The organism is Streptomyces sp. CB02056 (assembly GCF_001905545.1).
Classification (GTDB): domain Bacteria; phylum Actinomycetota; class Actinomycetes; order Streptomycetales; family Streptomycetaceae; genus Kitasatospora.
Genome location: NZ_LIPD01000017.1, coordinates 119420 through 142987 on the forward strand (window position 1 = coordinate 119420; position 23568 = coordinate 142987).

The 23568-nt window shown below is 73.7% G+C and carries 16 protein-coding genes and 1 pseudogene; 11 read left to right on the forward strand and 6 right to left on the reverse strand.

Going from position 1 to position 23568, the window contains the following annotated elements:
• Positions 1–199 precede the first annotated feature (199 nt).
• A complete protein-coding gene (locus tag AMK13_RS45475) occupies positions 200–415 on the reverse strand; it encodes a hypothetical protein (protein WP_241853160.1) in 216 nt (71 codons plus the stop codon).
• A gap of 39 nt (positions 416–454) precedes the next feature.
• On the opposite strand from AMK13_RS45475, the gene AMK13_RS45480 reads away from it, so the two are divergent.
• The 5 genes from AMK13_RS45480 (at position 455) to AMK13_RS34930 (ending at position 4337) form a co-directional block, all read left to right on the forward strand.
• Positions 455–679 (forward strand): dTDP-4-dehydrorhamnose 3,5-epimerase family protein, encoded by a 225-nt coding sequence (locus AMK13_RS45480; protein WP_241853161.1) that lies wholly within the window; start codon positions 455–457, stop codon positions 677–679.
• Between the two features lie 34 nt (positions 680–713).
• Positions 714–1685, forward strand: a complete 972-nt coding sequence (gene rfbB / locus AMK13_RS34915; RefSeq protein WP_074005612.1) for a dTDP-glucose 4,6-dehydratase — start codon at positions 714–716, stop codon at positions 1683–1685.
• Between the two features lie 11 nt (positions 1686–1696).
• Entirely contained in the window at positions 1697–2695 is a 999-nt protein-coding gene (locus tag AMK13_RS34920; RefSeq protein WP_074005643.1) for an ATP-grasp domain-containing protein, read from the forward strand.
• A 71-nt stretch (positions 2696–2766) separates the two neighbouring features.
• Complete coding sequence (locus AMK13_RS34925; RefSeq protein ID WP_274538710.1) at positions 2767–3855, forward strand: DegT/DnrJ/EryC1/StrS family aminotransferase; 1089 nt, start codon at positions 2767–2769, stop codon at positions 3853–3855.
• 20 nt (positions 3856–3875) lie between these two features.
• Complete coding sequence (locus tag AMK13_RS34930) at positions 3876–4337, forward strand: arsenate reductase/protein-tyrosine-phosphatase family protein (RefSeq protein WP_241853162.1); 462 nt, start codon at positions 3876–3878, stop codon at positions 4335–4337.
• On the opposite strand, the gene AMK13_RS34935 is transcribed toward AMK13_RS34930, so the two are convergent.
• Together AMK13_RS34935 and AMK13_RS34940 are read right to left on the reverse strand one after the other, a co-directional pair.
• On the reverse strand, positions 4334–5524 hold the full coding sequence (locus AMK13_RS34935) for a UDP-N-acetylglucosamine--N-acetylmuramyl-(pentapeptide) pyrophosphoryl-undecaprenol N-acetylglucosamine transferase (RefSeq protein WP_074005613.1): 1191 nt from the start codon (positions 5522–5524) through the stop codon (positions 4334–4336). The two genes, AMK13_RS34930 and AMK13_RS34935, sit on opposite strands and share 4 nt — an antisense overlap.
• Before the next feature lie 239 nt (positions 5525–5763).
• Positions 5764–6933 (reverse strand): mechanosensitive ion channel family protein, encoded by a 1170-nt coding sequence (locus tag AMK13_RS34940; RefSeq protein ID WP_079272781.1) that lies wholly within the window; start codon positions 6931–6933, stop codon positions 5764–5766.
• 494 nt (positions 6934–7427) lie between these two features.
• Here AMK13_RS34940 and AMK13_RS34945 point away from each other — a divergent pair.
• Positions 7428–7937: pseudogene (locus tag AMK13_RS34945) on the forward strand (HNH endonuclease); the annotation flags it as partial.
• A 273-nt stretch (positions 7938–8210) separates the two neighbouring features.
• On the opposite strand, the gene AMK13_RS34950 reads toward AMK13_RS34945, so the two are convergent.
• Positions 8211–12119 carry a beta-N-acetylglucosaminidase domain-containing protein gene (locus tag AMK13_RS34950; protein WP_241853166.1) on the reverse strand — a complete coding sequence of 1303 codons (3909 nt, stop codon included), beginning with the start codon at positions 12117–12119 and terminating at the stop codon, positions 8211–8213.
• A 349-nt stretch (positions 12120–12468) separates the two neighbouring features.
• Between AMK13_RS34950 and AMK13_RS43840 the strand changes: the two genes are divergently transcribed.
• Genes AMK13_RS43840 through AMK13_RS34960 form a run of 3 tightly spaced genes read left to right on the forward strand, consistent with a single transcriptional unit; the run spans position 12469 to position 15089 of the window.
• A complete protein-coding gene (locus tag AMK13_RS43840; protein ID WP_158077787.1) occupies positions 12469–12618 on the forward strand; it encodes a hypothetical protein in 150 nt (49 codons plus the stop codon).
• A gap of 50 nt (positions 12619–12668) precedes the next feature.
• Positions 12669–14852, forward strand: coding sequence for a 4-alpha-glucanotransferase (gene malQ / locus AMK13_RS34955; RefSeq protein ID WP_074005615.1), 2184 nt, complete (start codon positions 12669–12671; stop codon positions 14850–14852).
• Positions 14853–14861: 9 nt separating this feature from the next.
• Positions 14862–15089 (forward strand): hypothetical protein, encoded by a 228-nt coding sequence (locus tag AMK13_RS34960; protein WP_030238515.1) that lies wholly within the window; start codon positions 14862–14864, stop codon positions 15087–15089.
• 171 nt (positions 15090–15260) lie between these two features.
• On the opposite strand, the gene pepN is transcribed toward AMK13_RS34960, so the two are convergent.
• On the reverse strand, positions 15261–17840 hold the full coding sequence (gene pepN / locus AMK13_RS34965; RefSeq protein WP_074005616.1) for an aminopeptidase N: 2580 nt from the start codon (positions 17838–17840) through the stop codon (positions 15261–15263).
• 185 nt (positions 17841–18025) lie between these two features.
• The gene (locus AMK13_RS34970) at positions 18026–19705 is read right to left on the reverse strand and encodes an outer membrane protein assembly factor BamB family protein (protein ID WP_074005617.1); all 1680 of its coding nucleotides are present in this window, start codon (positions 19703–19705) and stop codon (positions 18026–18028) included.
• Positions 19706–20177: 472 nt separating this feature from the next.
• On the opposite strand from AMK13_RS34970, the gene AMK13_RS34975 reads away from it, so the two are divergent.
• Positions 20178–21356: an ROK family transcriptional regulator gene (locus AMK13_RS34975; RefSeq protein ID WP_049651274.1), complete on the forward strand. Its 1179-nt coding sequence runs from the start codon at positions 20178–20180 to the stop codon at positions 21354–21356.
• Positions 21357–21603: 247 nt separating this feature from the next.
• Positions 21604–23511: a 1-deoxy-D-xylulose-5-phosphate synthase gene (gene dxs, locus AMK13_RS34980; protein ID WP_241853163.1), complete on the forward strand. Its 1908-nt coding sequence runs from the start codon at positions 21604–21606 to the stop codon at positions 23509–23511.
• Positions 23512–23568: the final 57 nt, after the last annotated feature.

Consider the following 23568-nt stretch of genomic DNA (forward strand, 5'->3'; position numbering starts at 1 on the left):
TCCTGTGCAGAAGGCAAGAAAGCGTGAGAAGACCGCAGTTTCTTGTGCCGTTCCGCCGCGATCGTGATCGCGGCGGAACGGAACCAATGCGGGGTGAACAGGGAACAGATGAGGAATGGGGCGTCCTGGTCCCGGTGCGAGACCGCAGCGGCTGACCGTTCCAAGTACCGACGAGCCGGTCGGCGCGGCACGGCGGAAACTACGGAGTGGCCAGGGCCTCCTCGAGGCGGTCATGTGCCGCCCCGGGCAGGACTTGCCGCACGGCTTCGGCGCGGGTGCGGATCAGTCCGCCGCGGTACGCGGGAGGCAGCTTCTCCCAGACGTCGACGGCCTTGTCCACGGCGCTGGTGGGGTCGCCGTCGGAGCACAGGCACGTGGCGGCGTCCATCTCCAGGAGCGCATTGGCAGCTGGCACCTGGAACACCTCGACGCCGAGCGGCGGACCTCGCTGTTCGTGCCGCCCGGCGTCGGGCACGCCACCCTCGCTCTGGCGGACCGCTCCAGCGTCACCTACCTGCTCAGCGAGCTGCACCGTCCTGAGAAGTTCCTGACGATCGACCCGCTCGACGCGGACCTCGCCATCGAGTGGCCGCCCGAGCCCGCCTCCATCGTCGTGGGCAACAGCCTGAGCCTCATCGAGGCCCTCGACCGCAACCTGCTGCCCGCCTACTCCGCCTGACCCTCGCCATACCTCACCCAGATTGGTGACTCCCATGGAGAACATCCTCGTCACCGGCGGTGCCGGCTTCATCGGATCGCACTTCGCCCGCCGCCTCGTCGACGCCGACGACATCGCCAAGGTGACCGTCCTGGACGCCCTCACCTACGCGGGAAACCTCGGCAACCTCGACGGCATCACCGACTCCAAGAAGTTCACCTTCGTCCAGGGCAACATCCTCGACCGCACCCTGGTCGACGCCCTGATGGAGACCCACGACGCCGTGGTCCACTTCGCCGCCGAGTCCCACGTCGACCGCTCCCTCACCGACGCCGGGAACTTCGTCTCCACCAACGTGCTCGGCACGCAGACGCTCCTCGACTCCGCCCGCCGCATCGGCACGCGCAAGTTCGTCCACATCTCGACCGACGAGGTGTACGGCTCCTTGCCCACCGGAACCGCCTTCGAATCCGATCCGCTGAACCCCACCGTGCCGTACTCGGCGTCCAAGGCCGCCTCCGACATGATCGCCCTGGCCTACCACTCCAGCTACGGCGTGCCGGTGTGCGTGACCCGCTCCTCCAACAACTACGGGCCCCGCCAGTACCCGGAGAAGCTGATCCCGCTGTTCGTCACCAGGTTGCTGGCCGGGGAGAAGGCCACCGTCCACGGCAACGGCGAGCACGTCCGCAACTGGCTGCACGTCACCGACAACTGCGCCGGAGTGGAGCTGGTCCTCCACAAGGGCATCCCCGGGCAGGCGTACAACATCGGCGGCGGAACCGACCTGACCACCATCGAGCTGACCGGCATGCTCCTGCGTGCCACCGGCGCCACCTGGAACCAGGTCACCTACGTGCCCGACCGGGCCGCCAACGACATCCGGTACTCCATGGACTGGGGCAAGCTCGCCCAGCTCGGCTACCAGCCCCGGCAGGACCTGGCGGCCGGCATCGCCGAGACCGTCGACTGGTACCGCAGCAACCCCGACTGGTGGCAGACCGCCACCGCGCGGGCCGCCGCGTGAAAGGCGGCGAGGTGAACACCCCTGACCCGGCGGAGCTCCGCCGCATCCTGGTGACCGGCATCGGCGGGGCCCCTGGCCTCGACCTCGCGCTCACCCTCCTCAAGCTCGGCCACGAGGTCATCGGCACCGACTCCAACCCCCTCGCGCCGGGCCTGTTCGCCCCCGGCATCACCGCCCGCACCATCGCCCGCGCCGACAGCCCGCTGTTCGCCGCGGACCTGATGGAGCTGGTGCACGACCTCAAGCCGGACGCCCTGATCTGCTGCGTCGAGAACGAGCTTCCGCAGCTGGTCCACCTGCGCGGCCATCTGGAACGTGCCGGAGTACGAACCTGGCTGCCGCCCGCGGCCAGCGTCACCACCGCGGGCGACAAGTGGGAGTTCCACCAGGCGATGCGCGCCGCGAGGGTGCCCACCCCGCAGACCTGGCTGCCCGACCGGATCGACCAGACCCCTGACGGCACCGAGCTGGTCGTCAAGCCGCGCCGCGGCCAGGGCTCCAAGGACGTGCACTTCTGTCGGACCCGCGAACAGGCCCGCGTGCTGTGCGAGCTCGTGCCCGCCCCGATCGTCCAGCAGCGCGTCCGGGGCGTGGAGTTCTCCGCCGACTGCCTGACGGACCGCAGCGGTCGCACCTCCGCGATCCTGCGGCGGCGCTTGATGGTCCAGGCCGGCATGTCGATGGTCGCTGTCACGATCGACGACCCGGAGGCCACCAAGCGGGTCGCCGAGGCGATCCGGGCGATCGGCGCCGTCGGCCCGGTGGACGTCCAGGGCTTCATCACCGAAGGCGCCGACCCGCGCGTGGTCATCACCGAGATCAACGCCCGGTTCGCCGCCGGATTCCTGCTCGCCGAGGAAGCCGGAGCCGACCTGGTCCGGCAGACCCTGAACGGCCTCTTCCGGCAGCCCGTCGACCATCGGCGGCTCACCTACCGCGGCGGCGTCTTCCTCACCAAGTACGTCGCCGTGATGTCCACCGAGTCCCGTGCTGTCTCCGGCACGCTCTGACGAAGGAGTACCCGCCTTGGCCTCGACCACCACGCGGCCCCCCGGGCGTCGAGCGCAACGCCGCGCCGCTGCTGCACGGCACCGAAGCCGCCGCACTGGCCGCCGTCCTCCCAGGCGGCCAGTGGGGCCACGGCCCGGCCACCGACCAGTTCGAAGCCGGAGTCGCCGACCTGATCGGCGTCACCGACACCGTCGCCGTGAACTCCGGCACCACGGCACTCCACCTCGCTGTGCGCTCGATCGGCATCGGCCCCGGTGACGACGTCGTCCTCCCCTCCCTCACCTTCTGCGCCAGCGTCCAGGCCATCACCTGGAGCGGCGCCGCACCCCGCTTCGCCGAGATCGACCCCCGCATGCTGGCCGTCACCCCGGACACCGTGCTCGAAGCCCTCACTCCGAACACCCGCGCCGTCATGCCCGTGCTGTACGGCGGCCGGGCCGTGGACCTCACCCCGATCCGCGACCACCTGGCCGACCGGGGCATCCAGATCATCGAGGACGCCGCCCACGCCTTCGGCTCCCGCCGCCCGGACGGAACCATGGTCGGCGCCGACCCCGCCGTGCTGACCTGCTTCTCCCACGACCCGATCAAGAACCTCACCACCGGCCAGGGCGGCACGATCATTCCCCGCACCCGTGAGGAAGCCGACACCCTCCGCAGCCTGCGCCTGTTCGGAATCGTCCAGTCCAATGACGCCCGAGCCGCCATGACCTCCTACGAGGTCCAGGGCCCCGGGATGCGCTTCGACATGTCCCAGCTGAATGCCGCCATCGGCGTCGCCCAGCTGAAGCACTTCCCGCAGACCGCCGCACACCGCCAGCACCTGTGGCGCACGTACCAGGCCGAACTGGCCGGCCTGGACGGCGCCCGCCTGGTCGACGTGGACGTGGTGAACACCGTGCCGTTCAACTGCGTGGTGGTCCTCGACCACCACCGCGACGAGGTCTTCCGTCACTTGCGGGAGCACGGCATCGGCGTCGCCGTGCACTACCCGCCCAACCACACCCAAGCCGCGTTCTCGGCCTGGCACCGGGACCTGCCGGTCACCGAACAGGTCGCCGGCCGGATCCTCGGCCTGCCGTTCCACCCCGCCATGACCCACGACAGCGTCCGCTACACGGTCGCCGCGCTCGCCGACGCGATCAAGGCCGCCGCGTGACCGACACCAAGGAGCCGAAGATGAGCGAGATGTTCCGCCACCCGAAGCGCCACCGCATCCTGGTGGTCTGCCTGGGCAACCACAACCGCTCGCCGCTCGCCGCCGCGGTCCTCGCCCACACCGGCGGGGAGAAGGTCGAGGTCCGCTCGGCCGGGCTGCGCGAGCGCCACGTCGGCGGTCCGGCGCACAGCAACGCGATCCGCGCCGCCGAGGACGCCGGGTACGACATCCGTGACCACCGCGCGGTCAAGGTCAGCCACCGCATGCTCGACTGGGCGGACGCCGTGCTGGCCATGGACCACGCCGTCCTCGCCGAACTCAGGACCATGGCGGACGGAACCCCGGCCGCAGGCAAGCTCGACCTCTACGTCAGCGGCGAGGACGTGCCCGACCCCTGGGAGAGCGACTACGCCGCCTACCAGGTGTGCGTGGACACCATCCAGGCCGGCGCCGTCCGGCACCTGCCGGACCTGGAGAACTAGCGGCCCACGACCGACAGCAGTACGTCCACGAGGCGGTCGGCGGCGTCCGGCCGGCCGTGCTCGGCGGCCCGTCGCGCGATGTCCGCGCGGCGGGCCGGGTCCGTCAGCAGCGGGGCGATCGCCGCCTGGAGGGTGTCCGGCGCGGCCCGGCCGAGGAGGGCCACCGCCGCGCCGGCATCGGCCAGGTGGCGGGCGTTGTGCTCCTGCTCGTTCCCGGCCGACGTCGCCAGCGGGATGAACACCGCGGCCCGCCCCAGCGCGGTCAGTTCGGCCAGTGTTCCCGCGCCGCTGCGGGAGACGACCACGTCCGCGAGGGCGAGCACGTCCGGCAGTTCCGGGCCGACGAAGCCGGTCACCAGGTACCGGGCGCGCAGGTGTTCCGGCAGCGCCGCAGCCCGCTCCCGAAGCCCCGCCTCGTGGCTGGGCCCGCACTGGTGGACCACGTTGGCGTGGCCGAGCAGCCACGGCAGGATCTCGCTCACCAGCTCGTTGATCTGTTGGGAGCCCTGCGCGCCGCCGGTGACGTACACGGTCGGCAGGGAGCGGTCGAAGCCCCACAGTCCGAGCGCCTGGATCGCCTTCTCACCCTGCCCGGTCAGCACCTCCGGGCGGACCGGGTTGCCGGTCACCACGGCGGTGGCACGGGCGGATTCGGGCAGGTACCGGAGCGTCGACTCGGAGGAGACCGCGACCCGGGTCGCCATCCGGGCCAGGGCCCGGTTGCCGAGGCCGAGCCGGACGGTCTGCTCGTGGACCACCAGCGGCCGGTGGCACATCCGGGCGGCCATTCCGACCGGCACGGCGACGTAGCCGCCCGTGCCGAGCACCACGTCCGGGCCGAACCCGGCGATCGCGGAGCGGGCCTGCGCGACGCCCAGGGGGACGCGGCCCATGTCCTTGACGTTGGCGGGCGACACCAGCTTGAGCGGGTTGGCGGAGCGCCGGATCTTCCCGGTGGCGACGGTCCTGAACGGGATGTCCTCGGCGGCGGTGACCTTGGCCTCAAGGCCGGTGGCGGTGCCGATCCACAGCACGTCCAGGGCGCCGTCGACCCCGGCGAGACGCGAGCGCAGGGCGCGGATCGCGGTGAGGGCCGGATAGGTGTGGCCGCCCGTTCCACCGCCGGTGACGATCAGCCGAAGAGGCCGGCCAAGGCGGGAGACGAGATCGCTGGTGTCGCGGTTCACGCCTGGAACATACCAGCGCCGACGGAGCCGTCCGCCCACTCGATCTGACGTCCGATCAGAGCCAGACGTACCCGCGGCCGCCCGATCGCGGGCACGGCAGACCGAGGGCGTCGGCGGTCGGAGTCCAGCGGCTCCGGTCCGGTGTCGAGAGTGCGAGGAGGGCTCTGGCCGGACACCACGAAGCCCCGCCCCCACCGTGGTGGGAGCGGGGCTTCGTCCGTGTCCGTGCGGCCGAACCGCTACGGCTTCGACGCGTCGTCCGCCGCCCGGGCCGCCGCCGGGACCGGGGCCTGGGCCGGAACGGGCTCGGCCACCCGGTCGGCGGGTGCGGCCTGTTCGGCGGCCGGGACCGGGGAGGGGGCGATCACCACGCCGGTCGCCCCGGCCGTCACCGCGGCGACCTCCTCCTTGACCTTGATCCCGGCCCCGTCGAAGGCCGCCTTCAGCCGCTGGCGCAGCGCCCGGGAGACGGAGGCCGCCTTGCCCGGGGCGGTCCTGGCCTCGACCCGCAGCACCACCGAGTCCGAGGCGACCGACTCCACGCCCAGGATCGACACCGGAGCCCAGATCAGCTCGTCGTACGGGGCCTCCTTGGCCATCTCCTCGGCCGTCGCCAGGATCAGGTCCTCGACCCGGATCAGGTCCTCCTTGTACCCGACCTGGACGTCCACCGAGGCGGTCGCCCAGCCCTGGCTCATGTTGGCGATCCGCTTCACCTCGCCGTTGCGGATGTACCAGATCTCGCCGTTCCCGCCGCGCAGCTTGGTGACCCGCAGGCCGACCTCCAGCACCGTGCCGGTGGCGACACCGGTGTCGATCTCGTCGCCGACGCCGTACTGGTCCTCCATGATCATGAAGACCCCGGAGAGGAAGTCGGTGACCAGGTTCCGGGCGCCGAAACCGATCGCCACACCGGCCACACCGGCGCTCGCCAGCAGCGGCGCCAGGTTCACGCCCAGCGCGGAGAGCACCATCAGCGCCGCCGTGCCCAGGATGCTGAAGGAGGCGACGCTGCGCAGCACCGAGCCGATCGCCTCCGAGCGCTGCTGGCGCCGTTCGGTGTTCACCACCCCGGTGTTGGCCAGCAGCCCGCCCAGCCGGCTCTCCTCCTGGTGCTCGGAGGTGCGCGCCATCCGCCCTATCAACTGGGTGATGAGCTTGCGCACGACGGCCCGGAGGACCAGCGCGAGCACGATGATGAAGACGATCCGCAGCCCGGAGGCCACCCAGCCCTGCCAGTGGGTGTCGAACCAGCTGGCGGCCTGCCGGGTGGTGTCCGAGACCTCCTGCGCGCTGGTCGGGATCCGCAGGTCGAGCTCGGGCAGCTGCGCGGTGGGGCTGGGGGCCGGGGTCGGGGTGGCGAGCGTCGAGGACGCGTCGGACGGACCGGTGGCACCGGAGCTGAACACGTGCGGACCTTCCTGGCTGGGGTGCGTGGTGGGCCCGCACCGCCGGCAAGCGGCCCGCGGACCGTGGGCGTCAGCCTATCCGCCGCCGCGGGCCGGCCCGGACACGCCGGAACCCCGCACGGGCGTACCCAAGGGCGTACGGAGCGTGTCGAACGCCCCGTCAACGCCCCCGTACGCTCCCCCCGAACCGGGGCTCCGGGGCCGTCCGGGGCAGGAGGGGCGCTGCTCCGGACGGCCGAACCGTGCCCCCGGCGGGCGACCCGCCGGAGTCACCGGGACCCGTCGCACCGCCACCCGGGTGCAACCCGACCTTCCCCCGGGCATACCGGCTATGACAGAGACCACACCCGGAGTTCGCGTCAGGTCCGTTACACAGGAGTGGTGGCGCCGTACAAAGGCGTAAGGCGACACTGGGGGAGATCGCGCACGAGTGGCGCGATCCAACCGCTCGTCCCGGCGCGAGCCACGCGCCGCAGGCGTCCAAGGAGGCATCCGTGCCGCATGTCCTGGTCCTCAACGCGTCCTACGAGCCACTCGGCGTCGTATCGATGCGCCGCGCACTCATCCTGGTCCTCAACCACAAGGCGGTCAGCCTGGAGGACTCGGAAGTCACTCTGCACAGCGCCACCAGCGCCCTTCCGGCGCCGTCCGTCGTCCGTCTGACCCGCTTCGTCCGGGTCCCGTTCTGCGGGCCCGTCCCGCTCACCCGCCGGGCCCTGTTCGCCCGCGACCACGGCCGCTGCGTCTACTGCGGGGCCGCCGCCACCAGCGTCGACCACGTCATCCCGCGCAGCCGCGGTGGCCAGCACCGGTGGGACAACGTGGTGGCGGCCTGCCGCCGCTGCAACCACACCAAGGCCGACCGCCACCTCACCGAGCTCGGCTGGCGGATGAAACGACCACCCGCGCCGCCCAGCGGTCTGGCCTGGCGCATCATCGGCACCGGGATCAAGGACCCGCGGTGGCGGCCCTACCTGGAGCCCTACGGCGGCGCGGACCAGCTGCGCGCCCCGCAGTGGGGCGAGTACGAGCACCACGACCGCACCGAGCAGCCGGTCCACCCGGTCCCGCTCGGCCGGGCCCACTCGGGCCACCCCGCCCCCGTCCGCCGCGGTGAGCAGCCCGAACCGCTCTCCGCCTGACCACAGCTCCACAAGGGCCCGCCCGTCACACCGTCGGTACGCGCCTCATGGGCCGCCGAGCCCCCCGCACCGGGGAGCCGGCGGCCCGCCGCGTTTCCGCCCACCCGTGACCGGGCCCGGCTACGGACACTACGGCTACGGCTTGGGCGCGGTCCCGCCCGCCGCCGCCGGAGGTGTCGCCGGCGTCCCGGGCGCGCCGCCGGGCTGGGCGGCCTGGCCGCCGCCCTGGCCGGCCGGGGGCTGCGGCGCGGCCGGCGGGGTCACCGCGTACAGCTCGACGCCCCACAGCGAGTAGCCGTACTTGGTCGCCCGCGCCACGCCCTGCACCCGGAGGTACCGGACGTTGGGCGCGTCGAAGCGCACCGTCTCGTCGCCGCCCTTGCCGTTGTCCACCGTCGCGGCGTCGGTCCAGGTGTTCCCGTCCGCCGAGACCTGGATCTTGTACGAGGCGGCGTACGCGGCCTGCCAGTGCAGCACCGCCGAGCCCAGCCTGGTCGCCTGCGGCAGCTCCAGCCGCACCCAGGCGTCGTCCTTGGCCGGGGAGGACCAGCGGGTCTTCGGGTCGCCGTCGGTGACCGCCGAGGCCGGGAAGTTCGCCGTCTCGTCGCCCGAGGAGGTGGCCTTGGCGCCGAGCGCCAGGTCCGGGCCGCCGGTGGGCGGCACCACGTGCACCTGGAGCACCTGCCGGACGGTGGTGCCGCCGGCCACGAACTGCACCGGCACCCGGTACGTCCCGGACGGCGTCTCCGCGGTGGCGCTGACCAGCAGCGGCACGCCCACCCGGCCGCCGCGCGGCACGGTCACCGGGCCGGCCGGGGCCACGGTCAGGCCCTTGGCGGCGGCCGGCACCTCGGTGCGCAGCTCGCCGGTGGTGCCCTCGGGGCGGCCGGCCTCCACGGTGGCCCGGGTGGTCACGGGCGCGGAGGCGCCGGTGACCACGTCCAGGGCCGGGTCGGAGAGGCTGAGCCGGGCCGCCGGGGCGTCCGCGTACCAGGGGATCACCTGGTTGACCACCGGAGGGTCGCCGCCGGGCTTCCAGGTCAGCCGGAACGCGTCGGCGGGCTGGCCGCCGGCCGACAGCTCGTTGTAGCCGGGCTGCACGGTGCCGATGTCGGCCCAGGTGCCGTCGGCCCGGCGCACCGCGAGGGTGGCGGTGGCGCGCACGGACGGGTCGGTCAGCACGGTGAGCCGGTCCAGCGGGCGGGCCGCGCCGAGCTCGACGGTGAGCGGCTCGTCCATCGCGGTCGGCGCCTTGGCGGCCCGGTACGCGGTGTCCGGGTTGCCGTCCAGCACGGCGGCGGCGGAGGAGCCGGGCACCGCGTCGGGGCCGCCGCTGACGCTGGCCGGGGAATCGTCCGGGGCGGTGACGGTGAACTCGCGCACCGCGACGGCGGTCTTCTGCGCGGCGGTGGCCCGCAGCCGCACCGCCCGGACCACGGTGCCCGGCGGGAGCTGGGCGCTGACCGTCTTCTGGTTCTTCACCACGGCGAGCTGCTTCCAGCCGCCCTCGCCGGTGGAGTACTCCAGCACGCCGTCGCGGATGTAGTCGTCGGCGGCGGTCCGGGCGTCCGGGCCGTTGCCCCAACCGCCCATCAGCACGGTCACGCCGCTGACCGGGCGGCCCGCGCCGAGGTCCAGGCCGACGGCGTCGCCGGGCTGCGGGGGAGCGGAGCTCCAGTAGAAGGTGTCGGCCACGCCGTCGGTCATCAGCGCGGGCAGGTGGTCCTGGGCGGTGCCCAGGGTGGTGGTCGGGGTGGCGGCGCCGCCACCCACGCCCGACCAGTTGTCGGCGGCGCGCACGGCACGGTCCAGGAACGGGCCGAGCACCCCGGCGCCGACGGTGGCCGGGGCCCGGTCCAGCTGCTCGCGCAGCCGGTTGAGCTCGACCCGGGCCTTCCAGGCCGCCGCGCCGTCGCCGCCGTGCTGCGCCAGCAGCATGTCGAGGGCGGACTGCCCGGCCAGCCCGTAGTCGCGCAGTGGGCCCAGCCAGGGCGCGGCCTCGCCGGCCAGCTGGGTGGTGGCCGGGGTGCCGGCCAGGGTCTGCTGGGCGGTGGCCATGGTGGCGAAGGCGTCCCGCAGCGGGGCGGCGGCCTCGATCAGCCGGGCGAGGTCGGGGGCGGCGCCGGAGGTCGGCTCGGCGGCCGCCCAGAACCGGTCCAGCAGCGGTGCCAGATAGCCGGACTCCTGCTTGGACAGCGGCGAGGAGGTGCTGTTCCCGGCCAGCGCGGTGACGGCGGACAGCGCCGTCCCGACGGGCGTCGGGGCGGCGCCGGTCGGCCCGGCCAGCGAGCGCACGGCGGCCTGCCAGGACTCGTCCGGCTTGTAGCCGGCCGGGTTCCAGGCGAAGTCGCCGGCCGTCGACACGGCGATCCGGGAGGCCACCGGCTGCTGCATCGCGCCGGTCAGCAGCGCCGCCGAGCGGGTGGCCACCTCCGGGTCGCGCCCGGTGTAGGCGCCGAGGAAGAGCCGGTCCGGGGTGGCGTCGTTGACCGGGTAGTTGTCCATGGTGAGCAGCGGGTGCCCGTACAGCCCGGCGGTGTCCGAGGCCTGGGCGCCGGTGATCTTCTCCGGGATCACCCCGACCCCGCTCCAGGCCACCTGCACGCCCTCCGGCAGGGCCGCCGCCAGCGCCTTGCGGTACGGGGTGGAGCCCTGCTGGTGGTACTCGGTGGGGACGACGGACAGCGGCGCCAGGCCCGGGTTCCTCGCGATCAGCCGGTCCTGCACCTTCTTCACCAGCTCGGCCTGGGCCTTGGCGGCCGCGGCGGGCCCGGTGCCGTACTCGTCGCGGTCGTCGCCGCAGTGCCACTCGTCGTAGCTGACGTCCAGGAACTGCAGCTGGAAGGCGGTGAAGCCGAGCTTGCGCAGCCCGTCCAGCTTGTTCACCAGGGCGTCCACGTCCTTGCCGGAGCTGAAGCAGAGGGACTGCCCCGGGTCGATCGCGTAGCCGAGCGTGACGTGGTTCTGCCGTGCCCGGAAGCCCAGTTCGCGCAGCTCCTCGGCCTGGGCCGCGGGGTAGGCGGTGCGCCAGCGGGAGAGCCGGTACGGGTCGTCACCGGGCGCGTAGAGGTAGAAGTTCTGCTTGGAGCGGCCCAGGAAGTCGACCTGCTCCAGCCGCTGCTGCGCGGTCCACGGGGTGCCGTAGAAGCCCTCCGTGACGCCGCGCACCGGGGCGCCGGTCGGCCAGTCCCGCAGCGTGATCCCGGGCAGGCCGAGCCCGGCCGCACCCGGCGCCTGCCCCTGCCCGGCCGGTACGGCGGCGAGCAGCTGACGCAGGCTCTGCGCGGCGTAGAAGGTGCCGGTGGCGTCCACGCCGGCCAGCACCACGGCGCCGTACGTCCCGCCGCCCTGGGCGGGCAGCTGACCGGCCGACAGCACGTACCCGCCGGCCGGCATCCCCGCGGTCGTCGGCCCGGCGCCGTCCTTGCCGCCCGCGGCGGCGGACAGCTGCCGCAGCACCCGGTCCACCTCGCCGCCGGCGCCCTCGGCGGGCCCGCCGACGTACACCACCAGCGTCCCGGCGGCCGGCGTCCCGCCGTCCGGACGCGGCGTCACCTCGCCCGCCCCGGCGACCTCCAGCACCTCCTGGACGGCCCGCACCGCGCCGATGTCCGCCTTGGGCGCGGTCACCAGCGTCACGGCGGACGGCACCGCGACGGGCTTGCCCGCCACGGTCTGCTGCTGCGGCTTCGGGAACACCTTCGGGTCGGTCACGCTGCCCAGCGGCGTCTGCGGCGCGGTGCTCACCACGTCCGAGGCCGTCGAGGCGGCCGTGGCCGCCGCGTACGCCGCCGACGGCAGCGAACCGGCCAGCAGCCCGCCGACCACCGCCGCGGCCGCGACCCCGGCCGCGATCTGCATCGCCCGCCGCCCCGGCCGCCCGGCCCGGTCCGCCCGGTCCGCGCGCTCCTCGCGCACCGACGCCAACAGCGGCTCGGTGCCCTTGAGATCGGCGATCAGCCGGTCCGCCGTCCGCGGCGCCAACTGACGGCACGTCCGCGCCGTGGCCCGCCGCGCCGCCTCCGCCGCGGGGTGCTGCAGCACCTCCCGCAACGCCGGACTCTGCTCCAGTTGCGACCTGAGCCGCCGCCCGGCCGCTACGGACACTCGGGCTTGCACAGGAGCCTCCTCGCCAGGCCACGACCACATCGTCCGCAACCCCACCAGCTGGCCGATCCGGTGTCAACGCCGCCGACTGCTATGACCGTTTTGCGCCGTTTCATTGCATGTCGGACCAGCCCGGAAACACCCGCGAGCGCCGGGCTTCACGGCACATCCCAGGCGGCGGCCGTCCCCAGCCTGTACGGTCGGCCCCCGCGCTGACCCCCCGTCGCCTGCCACCGCGGCCCAGCTCCAGACCCGGAGCAGCTGAAGGACGGCGAGGTCCTCACCTATGGACAAGGAGGACGGCGACACGACCACGACGAACGCCGACACCTTCGACACCGACGCCCTGAAGTCCTGCCGACCCGCCCCCACCCCCCCCGAGGGTCCGCCCGCCGGCGTCGTGTCGCGCTGGGTGATCGTGGTGTCACGCGGGTAGGACTGTGGCTGTCCCGAACGGGCGTTGCCGAGACATCGCAGGAGCCGCGAGTGGCCGCTTACCACGACAGTGACGGAGCCGAGCAGGTACCGGCGCAGGATGCCCCGCCGCCGCCCGCCGAACTGGTGGCGCTGGCGCGGGCGTACGGGGTGGACGTCCGGTACCCGGGGCCGGGCGGGCAGGCGGTGGGTGCGCGGACGCTGGTGGCGGTGCTGGGGGCGATGGGGGTGGCGGCCGGGTCGCCGCAGGAGGTGGGGGAGGCGCTGGAGCGTCACCGGGCCGGGCAGCGGGCCCGGTTGCTGCCGCCGTGCGTGGTGGTCCGGCAGGGGCGGCGGACGGCGCTGGACGTGCCGGCGGACGCCCGGTTGCGGGTGGAGCTGGAGGAGGGCGGGAGTTGGGAGCTGCCGCAGGGGCACTCGCACTGGGTGCCGGGGGACCTGCCGCTGGGGCGCCACGTGCTCACGGCGGAAACCGGCACGAGGACCGCGCGGGCCGCGCTGGTGGTCGCCCCGGAGCGGCTGCCGCAACTCCCGGGCCGCAGCTGGGGGTTCCTCGCCCAGCTGTACTCCGTGCTCTCCGAGCGCTCGTGGGGCATGGGCGACCTCGGTGACCTCGTCGAGCTGGCCCGGTGGGCGGGGGCGGGCCTCGGCGCGGGCTTCGTGCAGATCAACCCGCTGCACCAGGCGCTGCCCGGCGCCCCCTCCGACCCGTCCCCGTATCGCCCGTCCTCGCGCCGCTTCGCCGACCCGGTGCACCTGCGGATCGAGGCCGTCCCCGAGTACGCCTACCTGACCGGCGCCGGGCGCGAGCAGGCCGAGGAGCTGACCCGGCGGGCCGCCCGGCTGCGCGACGAGGTGCTGGTCCACGACGCCCTGATCGACCGGGACGCCGTCTGGCAGCTCAAGCGCGAGGCCCTGGAGCTGCTGCACGAGGTGCCGCGCGGCCCCGGGCGGCAGGCCGAGTACGACGCGTACCGGCTCCGCGAGGGCGAGTGGCTGTACCGGCACGCGCTGTGGAACGCCCTGGCCGAGGAGCACGGCACCGACTGGCACCACTGGCCGAAGGGGCTGCGTCACCCGGACGGCCCACAGGTCGAGCACGCCGCCAAGGAGCTGGAGGAGCGGGTCGAGTTCCACCGCTGGCTCGCCTGGCAGGTCGACCAGCAGCTCGCCCACGCCCAGCGGGCGGCCCGCGAGGCGGGCATGCCGGTCGGCCTGATCCACGACCTGGCCGTCGGCGTCCACCCGGACGGCGCGGACGCCTGGGCGCTGCGGGACGTACTGGCCGGCGGCATCTCGGTCGGCGCCCCGCCGGACGCCTTCAACGCCCACGGCCAGGACTGGGGCCTGCCGCCCTGGCGCCCGGACGCGCTCGCCGAGGCCGGCTACGCCCCGTACGCGGAGCTGCTGCGGGCCACCGCCCGGCACGCGGGGGCCCTGCGGATCGACCACGTGATGGGCCTGTTCCGGCTCTGGTGGGTGCCGCAGGGGCACCCGCCGACCGAGGGCGCGTACGTGCGCTACGACGCCGAGGCGATGCTCGGCGTGCTGGCGCTGGAGGCGCACCGGGCCGGGACGGCGGTGATCGGCGAGGACCTCGGCACGGTGGAGCCGGGGGTGCGGGAGGAGCTGGCGGCGCGCGGGGTGCTCGGCACGTCCGTGCTCTGGTTCGAGCGGGACTGGCGGGGCGACGGCGCGATCCTCGGCCCGGACCGCTGGCGGTCCGGCTGCCTGGCCACCCTCACCACCCACGACCTGCCCAGCACCGCGGCCCGGCTCTCCGGCGAGCACGTCGAGCTGCGGCACCGGCTGGGCCTGCTGGCCCGGCCGCTGGGGGAGGAGCAGGGGCAGGCGGCGGCGGACCTGGCGGACTGGCGGGCCGAGCTGGGCCGGCTCGGGCTGCTGGCCGAGGGCGAGCCGCTGACGATGCCGGTGCTGTACCGCTTCCTGCGGGCCACCCCGGCGGAGCTGGTCGGGGTCTGGCTGCCGGACCTGGTCGGGGACCCGCGCCCGCAGAACCTGCCCGGCACCTGGGACCAGTACCCGAACTGGCGCCTGCCGGTCGCGGACGGCTCCGGCGACCCGGTCACCCTCGAACGGCTGGCCACCGCCCCCGCCGCAGGCCTGCTCGCCCGGCTCCTGGCCCCGCGCGGTTCCGCCGGGTCGGCCCCGAGGCACGTCCTCCCGTCCCGCCCGACCGACCCCGACGAGCGCGCCCCCGTAAGCGGCGGGTAAGTTGGAAACGTGGACAAGAGGAACGCTTTGCGAGCCGGCGCGGTCTCCGCAACGGTCACGCTGATGATGCTGCTGTCGTCGCCCGCCATGGCCTTCACCAGGGACGACGGTGATGACCCCGGTTCCGGCCTGAGTGTGGGCCAGACCCTCGGCCTGTACGTGTTTCTCCCGCTGGTCGCCTTCGCGGTGATCGCCGGTCTGGCGGGCCTGCCCTACGGCAAGGGCAAGAAGAAGTAGCACCCGCGCAGACGTCCCCAGGACTCGCACGACCCGCAGGGCTCGCACGACCCGCAGGGCCCCCAGGTCCCGTACGACCTGCAGAGCCCGCACCACCCGCAAGACCCGCACGACCCCGAAGGGGCGCCGGACGATCCCGTCCGGCGCCCCTTCGCGGTTGCGAGGAGACCGTCAGCGGCCGCCCGCCGCACGGTCGGCCGCCTGGGCCTTGAGCGCGCGCTCGACGCCCGCCCGGGCCTCGACGACCTGGCGCCGCAGCGCCGGGGCCGGCTCGGCCGAGGCCAGCCAGGCGTCGGTGGCCTCCAGGGTCGCGGCCGTCACCTGGAGGGCCGGGTACAGCCCGACGATGATCTGCTGCGAGATCTCGTGGCTGCGGGTCTCCCAGACGCCCTTGACCGCCGCGAAGTACTTCGCCGCGTACGGCGCGAGCAGCTCGCGCTGGTCGGACTGCTGGAAGCCGGCGATGACGGCCTCCTGCACATAGTTCGTCAGCTTGTCGGACTCCACCACCGACGCCCAGGCCTCCGCCTTGGCCCCGGCGGTCGGCCGGGCGGCGCGGCAGGTGGCCGCGTGCTCCTGGCCGGCCGCGGTGTTGTCCCGCTCCAGCTCGGCGGCGATGGCGGCCTCGTCGGCCCGGCCGGTGGCGGCGAGGCGCACCAGCAGGGTCCAGCGCAGCTCGGTGTCCACCGCGAGGCCCTTGATCTCGACCGAGCCGTCCAGCAGCCCGGCGAGCAGGCCCAGCTGACCGTCGGTACGGGCGACCGAGGCGAGGGCGCGGGCCCAGGCCAGCTGGTGGTCGCTGCCGGGCTCGGCGGCGCGCAGGTGCTCCTCCGCGGCGGCGGCCCAGCGGTCGAGGCCCTGCTCGCGCCACTGCGGGTCGGTGTAGGCGTCGAGGGCGAGCTTGACCTGGCGGTGCACGGACTGCACCACGCCGATGTCGCTCTCGCGCCCGATGCCGGACAGCGCCAGCGCCAGGTAGTCGCGGGCGGCCAGCTCGCCGTCGCGGGTCATGTCCCAGGCGGAGGCCCAGCACAGCGCGCGCGGCAGCGACTCGGTGAAGCCGCCGAGGTGCTCGGTGACGACGGCCAGCGAGTCCTCGTCCAGCCGGATCTTGGCGTACGAGAGGTCGTCGTCGTTCAGCAGCACGACGGCCGGGCGGTGCCGGCCGACCAGCTCGGGCACCTCGGTGCGCGGGCCGTCGACGTCCAGCTCGATCCGGTCGGTGCGCACCAGCGCGTCGCCGTTCAGCTCGTACAGGCCGATCGCGATGCGGTGCGGCCGCAGCACGGCCTCGCCCTTGGCGCCGGCGGGCAGCGCGGGGGCCTCCTGGAGCACCGCGAAGGACTCGATCTCGCCGTCGGTGTTGAGCACGATCGAGGGCCGCAGCACGTTGATGCCGGCGGTCTCCAGCCAGGCCTTGGACCAGGCCTTGAGGTCGCGGCCGCTGGCCTCCTCCAGGGCGCCGAGCAGGTCGCTGAGCCGGGTGTTGCCCCAGGCGTGGCGCTTGAAGTACGCCTGCACGCCCTGGAAGAAGGCGTCCTGGCCGACGTACGCCACCAGCTGCTTGAGCACCGAGGCGCCCTTGGCGTAGGTGATGCCGTCGAAGTTGACCTGGACGTCCTCCAGGTCGTTGATGTCCGCCATGATCGGGTGGGTGGACGGCAGCTGGTCCTGCCGGTACGCCCAGGTCTTCATCTGGTTGGCGAAGGTGGTCCAGGAGTGCGGCCACTTGGAGCCCGGGGCCTCGGCCTGGCAGACCGCCTCGGCGTAGGTCGCGAAGGACTCGTTGAGCCAGAGGTCGTTCCACCACTCCATGGTGACGAGGTCGCCGAACCACATGTGGGCGAGCTCGTGCAGGATCGTCGCGGCACGGGCCTCGTACGCGGCGTCGGTGACCTTGGAGCGGAACACGTACTGGTCGCGCAGGGTGACGGCGCCCGCGTTCTCCATCGCACCGGCGTTGAACTCCGGGACGAAGAGCTGGTCGTACTTGGCGAACGGGTACGGGAAGTCGAACTTCTCCTGGAAGTAGTCGAAGCCCTGCTTGGTGACCTCGAAGACGGCCTCCGGGTCCAGGAACTCGCGCAGCGAGGGCCGGCAGTAGACGCCCAGCGGCACCTTCTGCTCGCCGTTCTCGTAGGTGTCGAAGACCCCGACGTACGGGCCGGCGACGAGCGCGGTGATGTAGGTGGAGATCCGGCCGGTGGGCTCGAACGTCCAGACCCGGGTGTCGCCCTCGCCGACCGGCTCCGGGGTCGGCGAGTTGGAGACCACGACCCAGCCCTCCGGCGCGGTCACGGTGAACGCGAACGCGGCCTTCAGGTCGGGCTGCTCGAAGTTGGCGAAGACCCGGCGGGCGTCCGGCACCTCGAACTGGGTGTACAGGTAGGTCTCGCCGTCGACCGGGTCGACGAACCGGTGCAGGCCCTCACCGGTGTTGGTGTACTCGCAGTTCGCGACGACCCGCAGCTCGTTCTCGGCGGCGAGGCCCGGCAGCGGGATGCGGCTGTCGGCGAAGGTCGCCGGGTCGAGCCGCACGCCGTTGAGGGTGATCTCCTCGACGCTCGGGGCGACCAGGTCGATGAAGGTCTCCGCCCCCGGGGTGGTGGCGGTGAACCGGACCACGGTGGTGGACCGGAAGGTACCGCCCTCGCGGGCCGAACCGAGGTCGAGCTCGATGTCGTACGCGTCCACGTGGAGGAGGTCGGCCCGGGTGCGGGCCTCCTCACGGGTCAGGTTTGTGCCGGGCACTCGCTGCACTCCTTTGTCAGACTGATGGTCCGAATCCTCGCACGTCCAACGGACGGGGCGGCCGAAAAATCACAGGCGGGGCGGGCCCGGGCGATCAGCCCGTGCCCGCCCCGCCCGTGTCGGTCGCCGCGCGGCCCGCGACGAGGGGTCACGCCCCCGGGATCAGCCCCGGAGGCGCCCCGGCGTCACTTCTTCCACTTGGTCAGCGGACCGTCGCTGGCGCTGTAGCGGCGGAACGCGTAGACGGCGGCGCCGTCGTCCGAGACCAGGTACTCGGAGGTGCTGCTGCCGATGCCCATGCTGCTCGGCATCGTCATGGTGCCGAGGTCGGACATCGAGCCGTCGGTGGGCGAGAGCGTCACCAGCCGGGCCGGCTTGTTGTAGCCCTGGTCGACGATCGCGCGGACCTTGCCGTCCTTGTCGGTCCCGGCCACCAGGCGCATGTCGTTGCTCGTCGAACCGGAGTTGGCCGACCACAGCCGCTTGCCGGTGTTCAGGTCGTAGGCGTTGATGCCCGGCTTGCCGCCGCTGACCTGGACGTACAGCGTGGTGCCGCTGACCACGTTGCGGGTGAGGGCCTCGTTCTGGCCGGAGAGGCGCAGGCTGTCCGCGCCGGGCTCCTTGACGGACATCTGGGTGCCCGGCTTGTTGTCCTTGTCGAACGGCAGGACGTAGTCGCCCTGCGGGCCGTTGCCCATCAGCAGTACCAGCGGCTTGTCCTGGACGACCGAGTCGACCTCCTCGATGTTGCCGGTGAGGGTGATCGGGGTGCTGGCCGGCTTGCCGGTCTCGGCGTTGACGATGACCAGCTGCGACTTCGGGCCGCTGGTGCCGTAGCAGCGGTCGCTGACCGCGATCTGGGCGCCGGCCGCCTTGCCGCGCAGGACGCAGTCCTTGTCGCGCGGCTGGTACTGCCAGGCCGGCTGGCCGTTGGCGATGTTCAGGGCGGCGACGGCGTTGCCGCCGACGGCGACGACGTTCTCGGTGACGCTGAGGGTCGGCGAGGACATCCGGTCGGCCGAGACCTTGACGCTCCAGAGCAGCTTGCCCTGGGTCAGGTCGATGGCGCCGACGGTGGAGCAGTCGCTGTCACCGGTGTTGAAGGAGACGGCGGCGACGCCCTTGGAGTTGGCGGCGTACGAGGCGGTGCACAGCTCCTTGCTGCCGGCCGGGGCGGCGATGGTCCACGCCTCCTTGCCGTCGGTCAGGTTGAAGGCCCTGATCCCGGAGCTGTCGACGCGCACCGCGAGCTTGTCGGTGCCCCAGACGCCGAGCATCTGGTTCGAGCTGTCCGCGTTGGCCGGCTTGGGGGCGCTCCAGGCGACGTTGAAGGTGGCGCCCTTGGGAGCGGGGGCGGGGGTGGGGCCGCTGCTGGTCCCGCCGTTGTCGGTGGTGCCGGTGCTGACCGGGTCCGGGCCCGGGTCGGGGGCGGGCTTGGGGTCCTTGAGCAGGACGACCAGGGCGACCACGATCGAGATCGCCAGCACGCCGCCGATGATCCCGCCCCACAGCATCACCGGGTTGCGCTGCTTGGGCGCGACCGGCGCGACGGGGTAGCCGTACCCGGGCTGCTGCGGGTAGTTGTAGCCGCCCGGGTTGTAGGCCTGCCCGGCGTCCGGGGCGCCGTACGGGGCACCGGGGACCGGGTCGTACGGGCCGACCGGCGCGGCACCGGGCGGCGGCGGGGCCTGGCTGGGGAACCCAGGGGCGGTCGGCGCGTACGCCGCGTACTCCGGGCTGCCGACCGACGGCTGCGCGGGCGGCTGCACGGGCGGTGCCGGCGGCTGGCCGGGCGGCGGGCCCGCGGGCGCGACCGGGCCCGGGGTGACCTGCCCCGGGACGGCGGCGCCGTCGAGCTGCGTCATCTGGTCCGCGACGGCGGCCGGATCGACCCCGCCGCCCGGCGGGCGCCCGAACGAGACGCCCCGGTTGTCCTGCGGACCGCTGCCGGGCGTTTCGCCTGCACCCGGCGTAGGGTGATCCCCTGCCATCTGATTCCCCGTCATGTCTGGATGCGTCCCCCTGGCGGTGCCGTCCACGGCCCCGATGGGACGGGTGAGAAGTGGCACCATGTTAGTGGTGCGTGGTTTTCGGCCGTCGCCAGGACAGCGGTTCCCCGTCCCCGCAGGCCCGGGCCGCGCAACACCTTCACCCCCCGATCACCGCGCCCCCACGCCCGCGCCCCCGCTCGCCGGCCCGCGCCGGGCGGCCGCCGTCCGCGCCCCCCTGCGCGCCCGCCCGCCGCAGCCGGGATCCCCGCCCGGGCCCCCGGGCCGTACCCTTCAGGAGTTGAAGGGGACGCCCGGCGGAGGGGTCCCCGCCCTGGGAGGGTGGATCATGTCGACGGACACACCGGGCTCGCAGTCGTCGCTGCACCGGGCGAACCTGGAACGGGTGCTCCGCGCGGTGCGGATGGCCGGCTCGCTGACCCAGGCCGAGATCGCCCGCGGCACCGGACTGTCCGCGGCCACCGTGTCCAACATCGTGCGGGAGTTGAAGGAGAGCGGCACCGTCGTGGTCGCCGACACCTCCTCCGGCGGCCGCCGCGCCCGCAGCGTCTCGCTCAGCGGGGACGCCGGCATCGTGGTCGGCATCGACTTCGGCCACACCCACCTGCGCGTCGCGGTCGGCAACCTGGCCCACCGGGTGCTGGCCGAGGAGAGCGCCCCGATCGACGTCGACGTCTCCGCCCAGCAGGGCTTCGACCGCGCCGAGGCGATGGTCGAGCGGCTGCTGACGCAGGCCGGCTTCCGTTCCGACAAGGTGATCGGCGTCGGCCTCGGCGTGCCCGGCCCGATCGACGTGGAGACCGGCGCGCTCGGCTCCACCGCGATCCTGCCCGGCTGGACGGGCATCGCCCCGGGCCGGGAGCTGGCCGAGCGGCTCGGCATGCCGGTGCACGTGGACAACGACGCCAACCTGGGCGCGCTCGGCGAGCTGGTCTGGGGCGCCGGCCGCGGGCTGAGCGACCTCGCCTACATCAAGGTCGCCAGCGGGGTCGGCGCCGGGCTGGTGGTGAACGGCCAGATCTACCGCGGCCCGGGCGGCACCGCGGGTGAGATCGGGCACATCACCCTGGACGAGGCCGGGCCGGTCTGCCGCTGCGGCAACCGCGGCTGCCTGGAGACCTTCGTCGGCTCCCGCTACCTGCTCTCGCTGCTCGCCCCCACCCTCGGCCAGGACCTCAGCCTGCCCCGGGTGGTCGAGCTGGCCCAGCAGGGCGACCTCGGCTGCCGCCGGGTGATCGCCGACGCGGGCCGGCAGATCGGCACCGGCGTCGCCACCCTCTGCAACCTGCTGAACCCCCGCCGGGTGATCCTCGGCGGGGACCTCGCCGAGGCCGGTGAGCTGGTGCTCGCCCCGATCCGGGACTCGGTGGCCCGGTACGCGATCCCGAGCGCCGCCCGTCAGCTCTCGGTCGTCCCCGGCACCCTCGGCGGCCGGGCCGAGGTGCTCGGCGCGCTGGCCCTGGTGATGAGCGAGATGGGGGAGTCCGGCGCGCTGGGCCGCGCCTGACACCGCCGTCCGGCCCGCCCGCGTATTCAAACGCCTGTACGTCAACCTGAAGTGACCCGGCTTCCCGGCCCGACCTCCCGGAATGGCGGTAACCGAACGGTGGCACCGGGCGCGCCGCTTGGTGTCCGGCAGGCGGACATTAGACTCGACCGGTCGCCACCGGCCGGACCGTCGGACTGCCGCCGGGCCGGGCAGCGACGCCCGTCGGACCGTCCGTGGTCCGCGAACACTGAACGAGGAGGAACGGGTGGCCCTGCTGACCCGCATTCGGGGACCGCGCGATCTCGACCGGCTCACGCCCGGACAGCTGGCCGCACTGGCCCAGGAGATCCGGACCTTCCTGGTGACCGAGGTCTCCAAGACGGGTGGCCACCTCGGGCCCAACCTCGGCGTGGTGGAGCTCACCATCGCGCTGCACCGGGTCTTCGACTCCCCGCGCGACCGCATCCTCTTCGACACCGGCCACCAGAGCTACGTCCACAAGCTGCTCACCGGCCGCCAGGACTTCTCCCGGCTGCGGATGAAGGGCGGCCTGTCCGGCTACCCGTCCCGGGCCGAGTCCGAGCACGACGTGATCGAGAACTCGCACGCCTCCACGGTCCTCTCGTACGCCGACGGCCTGGCCAAGGCCAACCAGATCCTGGGCAAGAACGACCCGGTCGTCGCGGTGATCGGCGACGGCGCGCTCACCGGCGGCATGGCCTGGGAGGCGCTCAACAACATCGCCGACGCCGAGGACCGCCCGCTCGTCATCGTCGTGAACGACAACGAGCGCTCGTACTCCCCGACCATCGGCGGCCTGGCCAACCACCTCGCCACCCTGCGCACCACCCAGGGCTACGAGCGCTTCCTGTCCTGGGGCAAGGACGCGCTCCAGCGCACCCCGGTGGTCGGCCAGCAGCTGTTCGAGACGCTGCACGGCGCCAAGAAGGGCCTCAAGGACTTCATCGCCCCGCAGGGCATGTTCGAGGACCTCGGCCTCAAGTACATCGGCCCGATCGACGGCCACGACATGGCCGCCCTGGAGTCCGCGCTGACCAAGGCGCGCGGCTTCGGCGGCCCGGTGATCGTGCACTGCCTCACCGAGAAGGGCCGCGGCTACCACGCCGCCGAGAACAACGACGAGGACCGCTTCCACGCGGTCGGCAAGATCCACCCGGAGACCGGCCTGCCGATCACGAGCGGCGGCGGCCGGAGCTGGACCTCGGTCTTCGCCGAGGAGATGGTCGCGCTCGGCCACGAGCGCGAGGACATCGTCGGCATCACCGCCGCGATGCTCCACCCGGTGGGCCTGGCCCCGTTCGCCGAGGCCTTCCCGGACCGGATCTTCGACGTCGGCATCGCCGAGCAGCACGCCGTCACCAGCGCCGCCGGCCTGGCCACCAACGGCCTGCACCCGGTGTTCGCGGTCTACGCGACCTTCCTCAACCGGGCCTTCGACCAGGTCCTGATGGACGTCGCCCTGCACAAGCTGGGCGTCACCTTCGTCCTGGACCGGGCCGGCGTCACCGGCGACGACGGCGCCTCGCACAACGGCATGTGGGACATGTCGATGCTGCAGATCATCCCGACCCTGCGGCTGGCCGCCCCGCGCGACGCCGACCAGGTCCGCGCGCAGCTGCGCGAGGCCGTCGAGGTCAAGGACGCCCCGACCGTGGTCCGCTACTCCAAGGGCACGGTCGGCCCGGCCGTCCCCGCGGTCGGCCGGATCGGCGGCATGGACGTGCTGCGCGCCGCCGAGGAGCCCTCCGGCGCCCACCGCGCCGACGTGCTGATCGTCTCGGTCGGCGCGATGGCCCCCACCAGCCTGGAGGTCGCCGACCTGCTGGCCGCCCAGGGCGTCACCGCCACCGTGGTGGACCCGCGCTGGGTCAAGCCGGTGGACGCGGCCCTGCCGGGCCTGGCCGCCGAGCACCGGGTGGTCGTCACGATCGAGGACAACGGCCGGGTGGGCGGCGTCGGCGCCGCCGTGGCGCAGGCGCTGCGGGACGCGGACGTGGACCTGCCGGTGCGCGACTTCGGCATCCCGCAGGAGTTCCTGGACCACGCCAGCCGGGCCGAGATCCTGGCCGAGATCGGCCTGAACGCCCCGGACATCGCCCGAAAGGTGACGGCTCTGGTCGCCAAGCTGGACGCGGCGCCGGTCAAGGCCTGACCGGAGGCCGTCCGGGGGAGCGGTCACCCGTTCCGCAGACGACCGTTTGTCGTAACT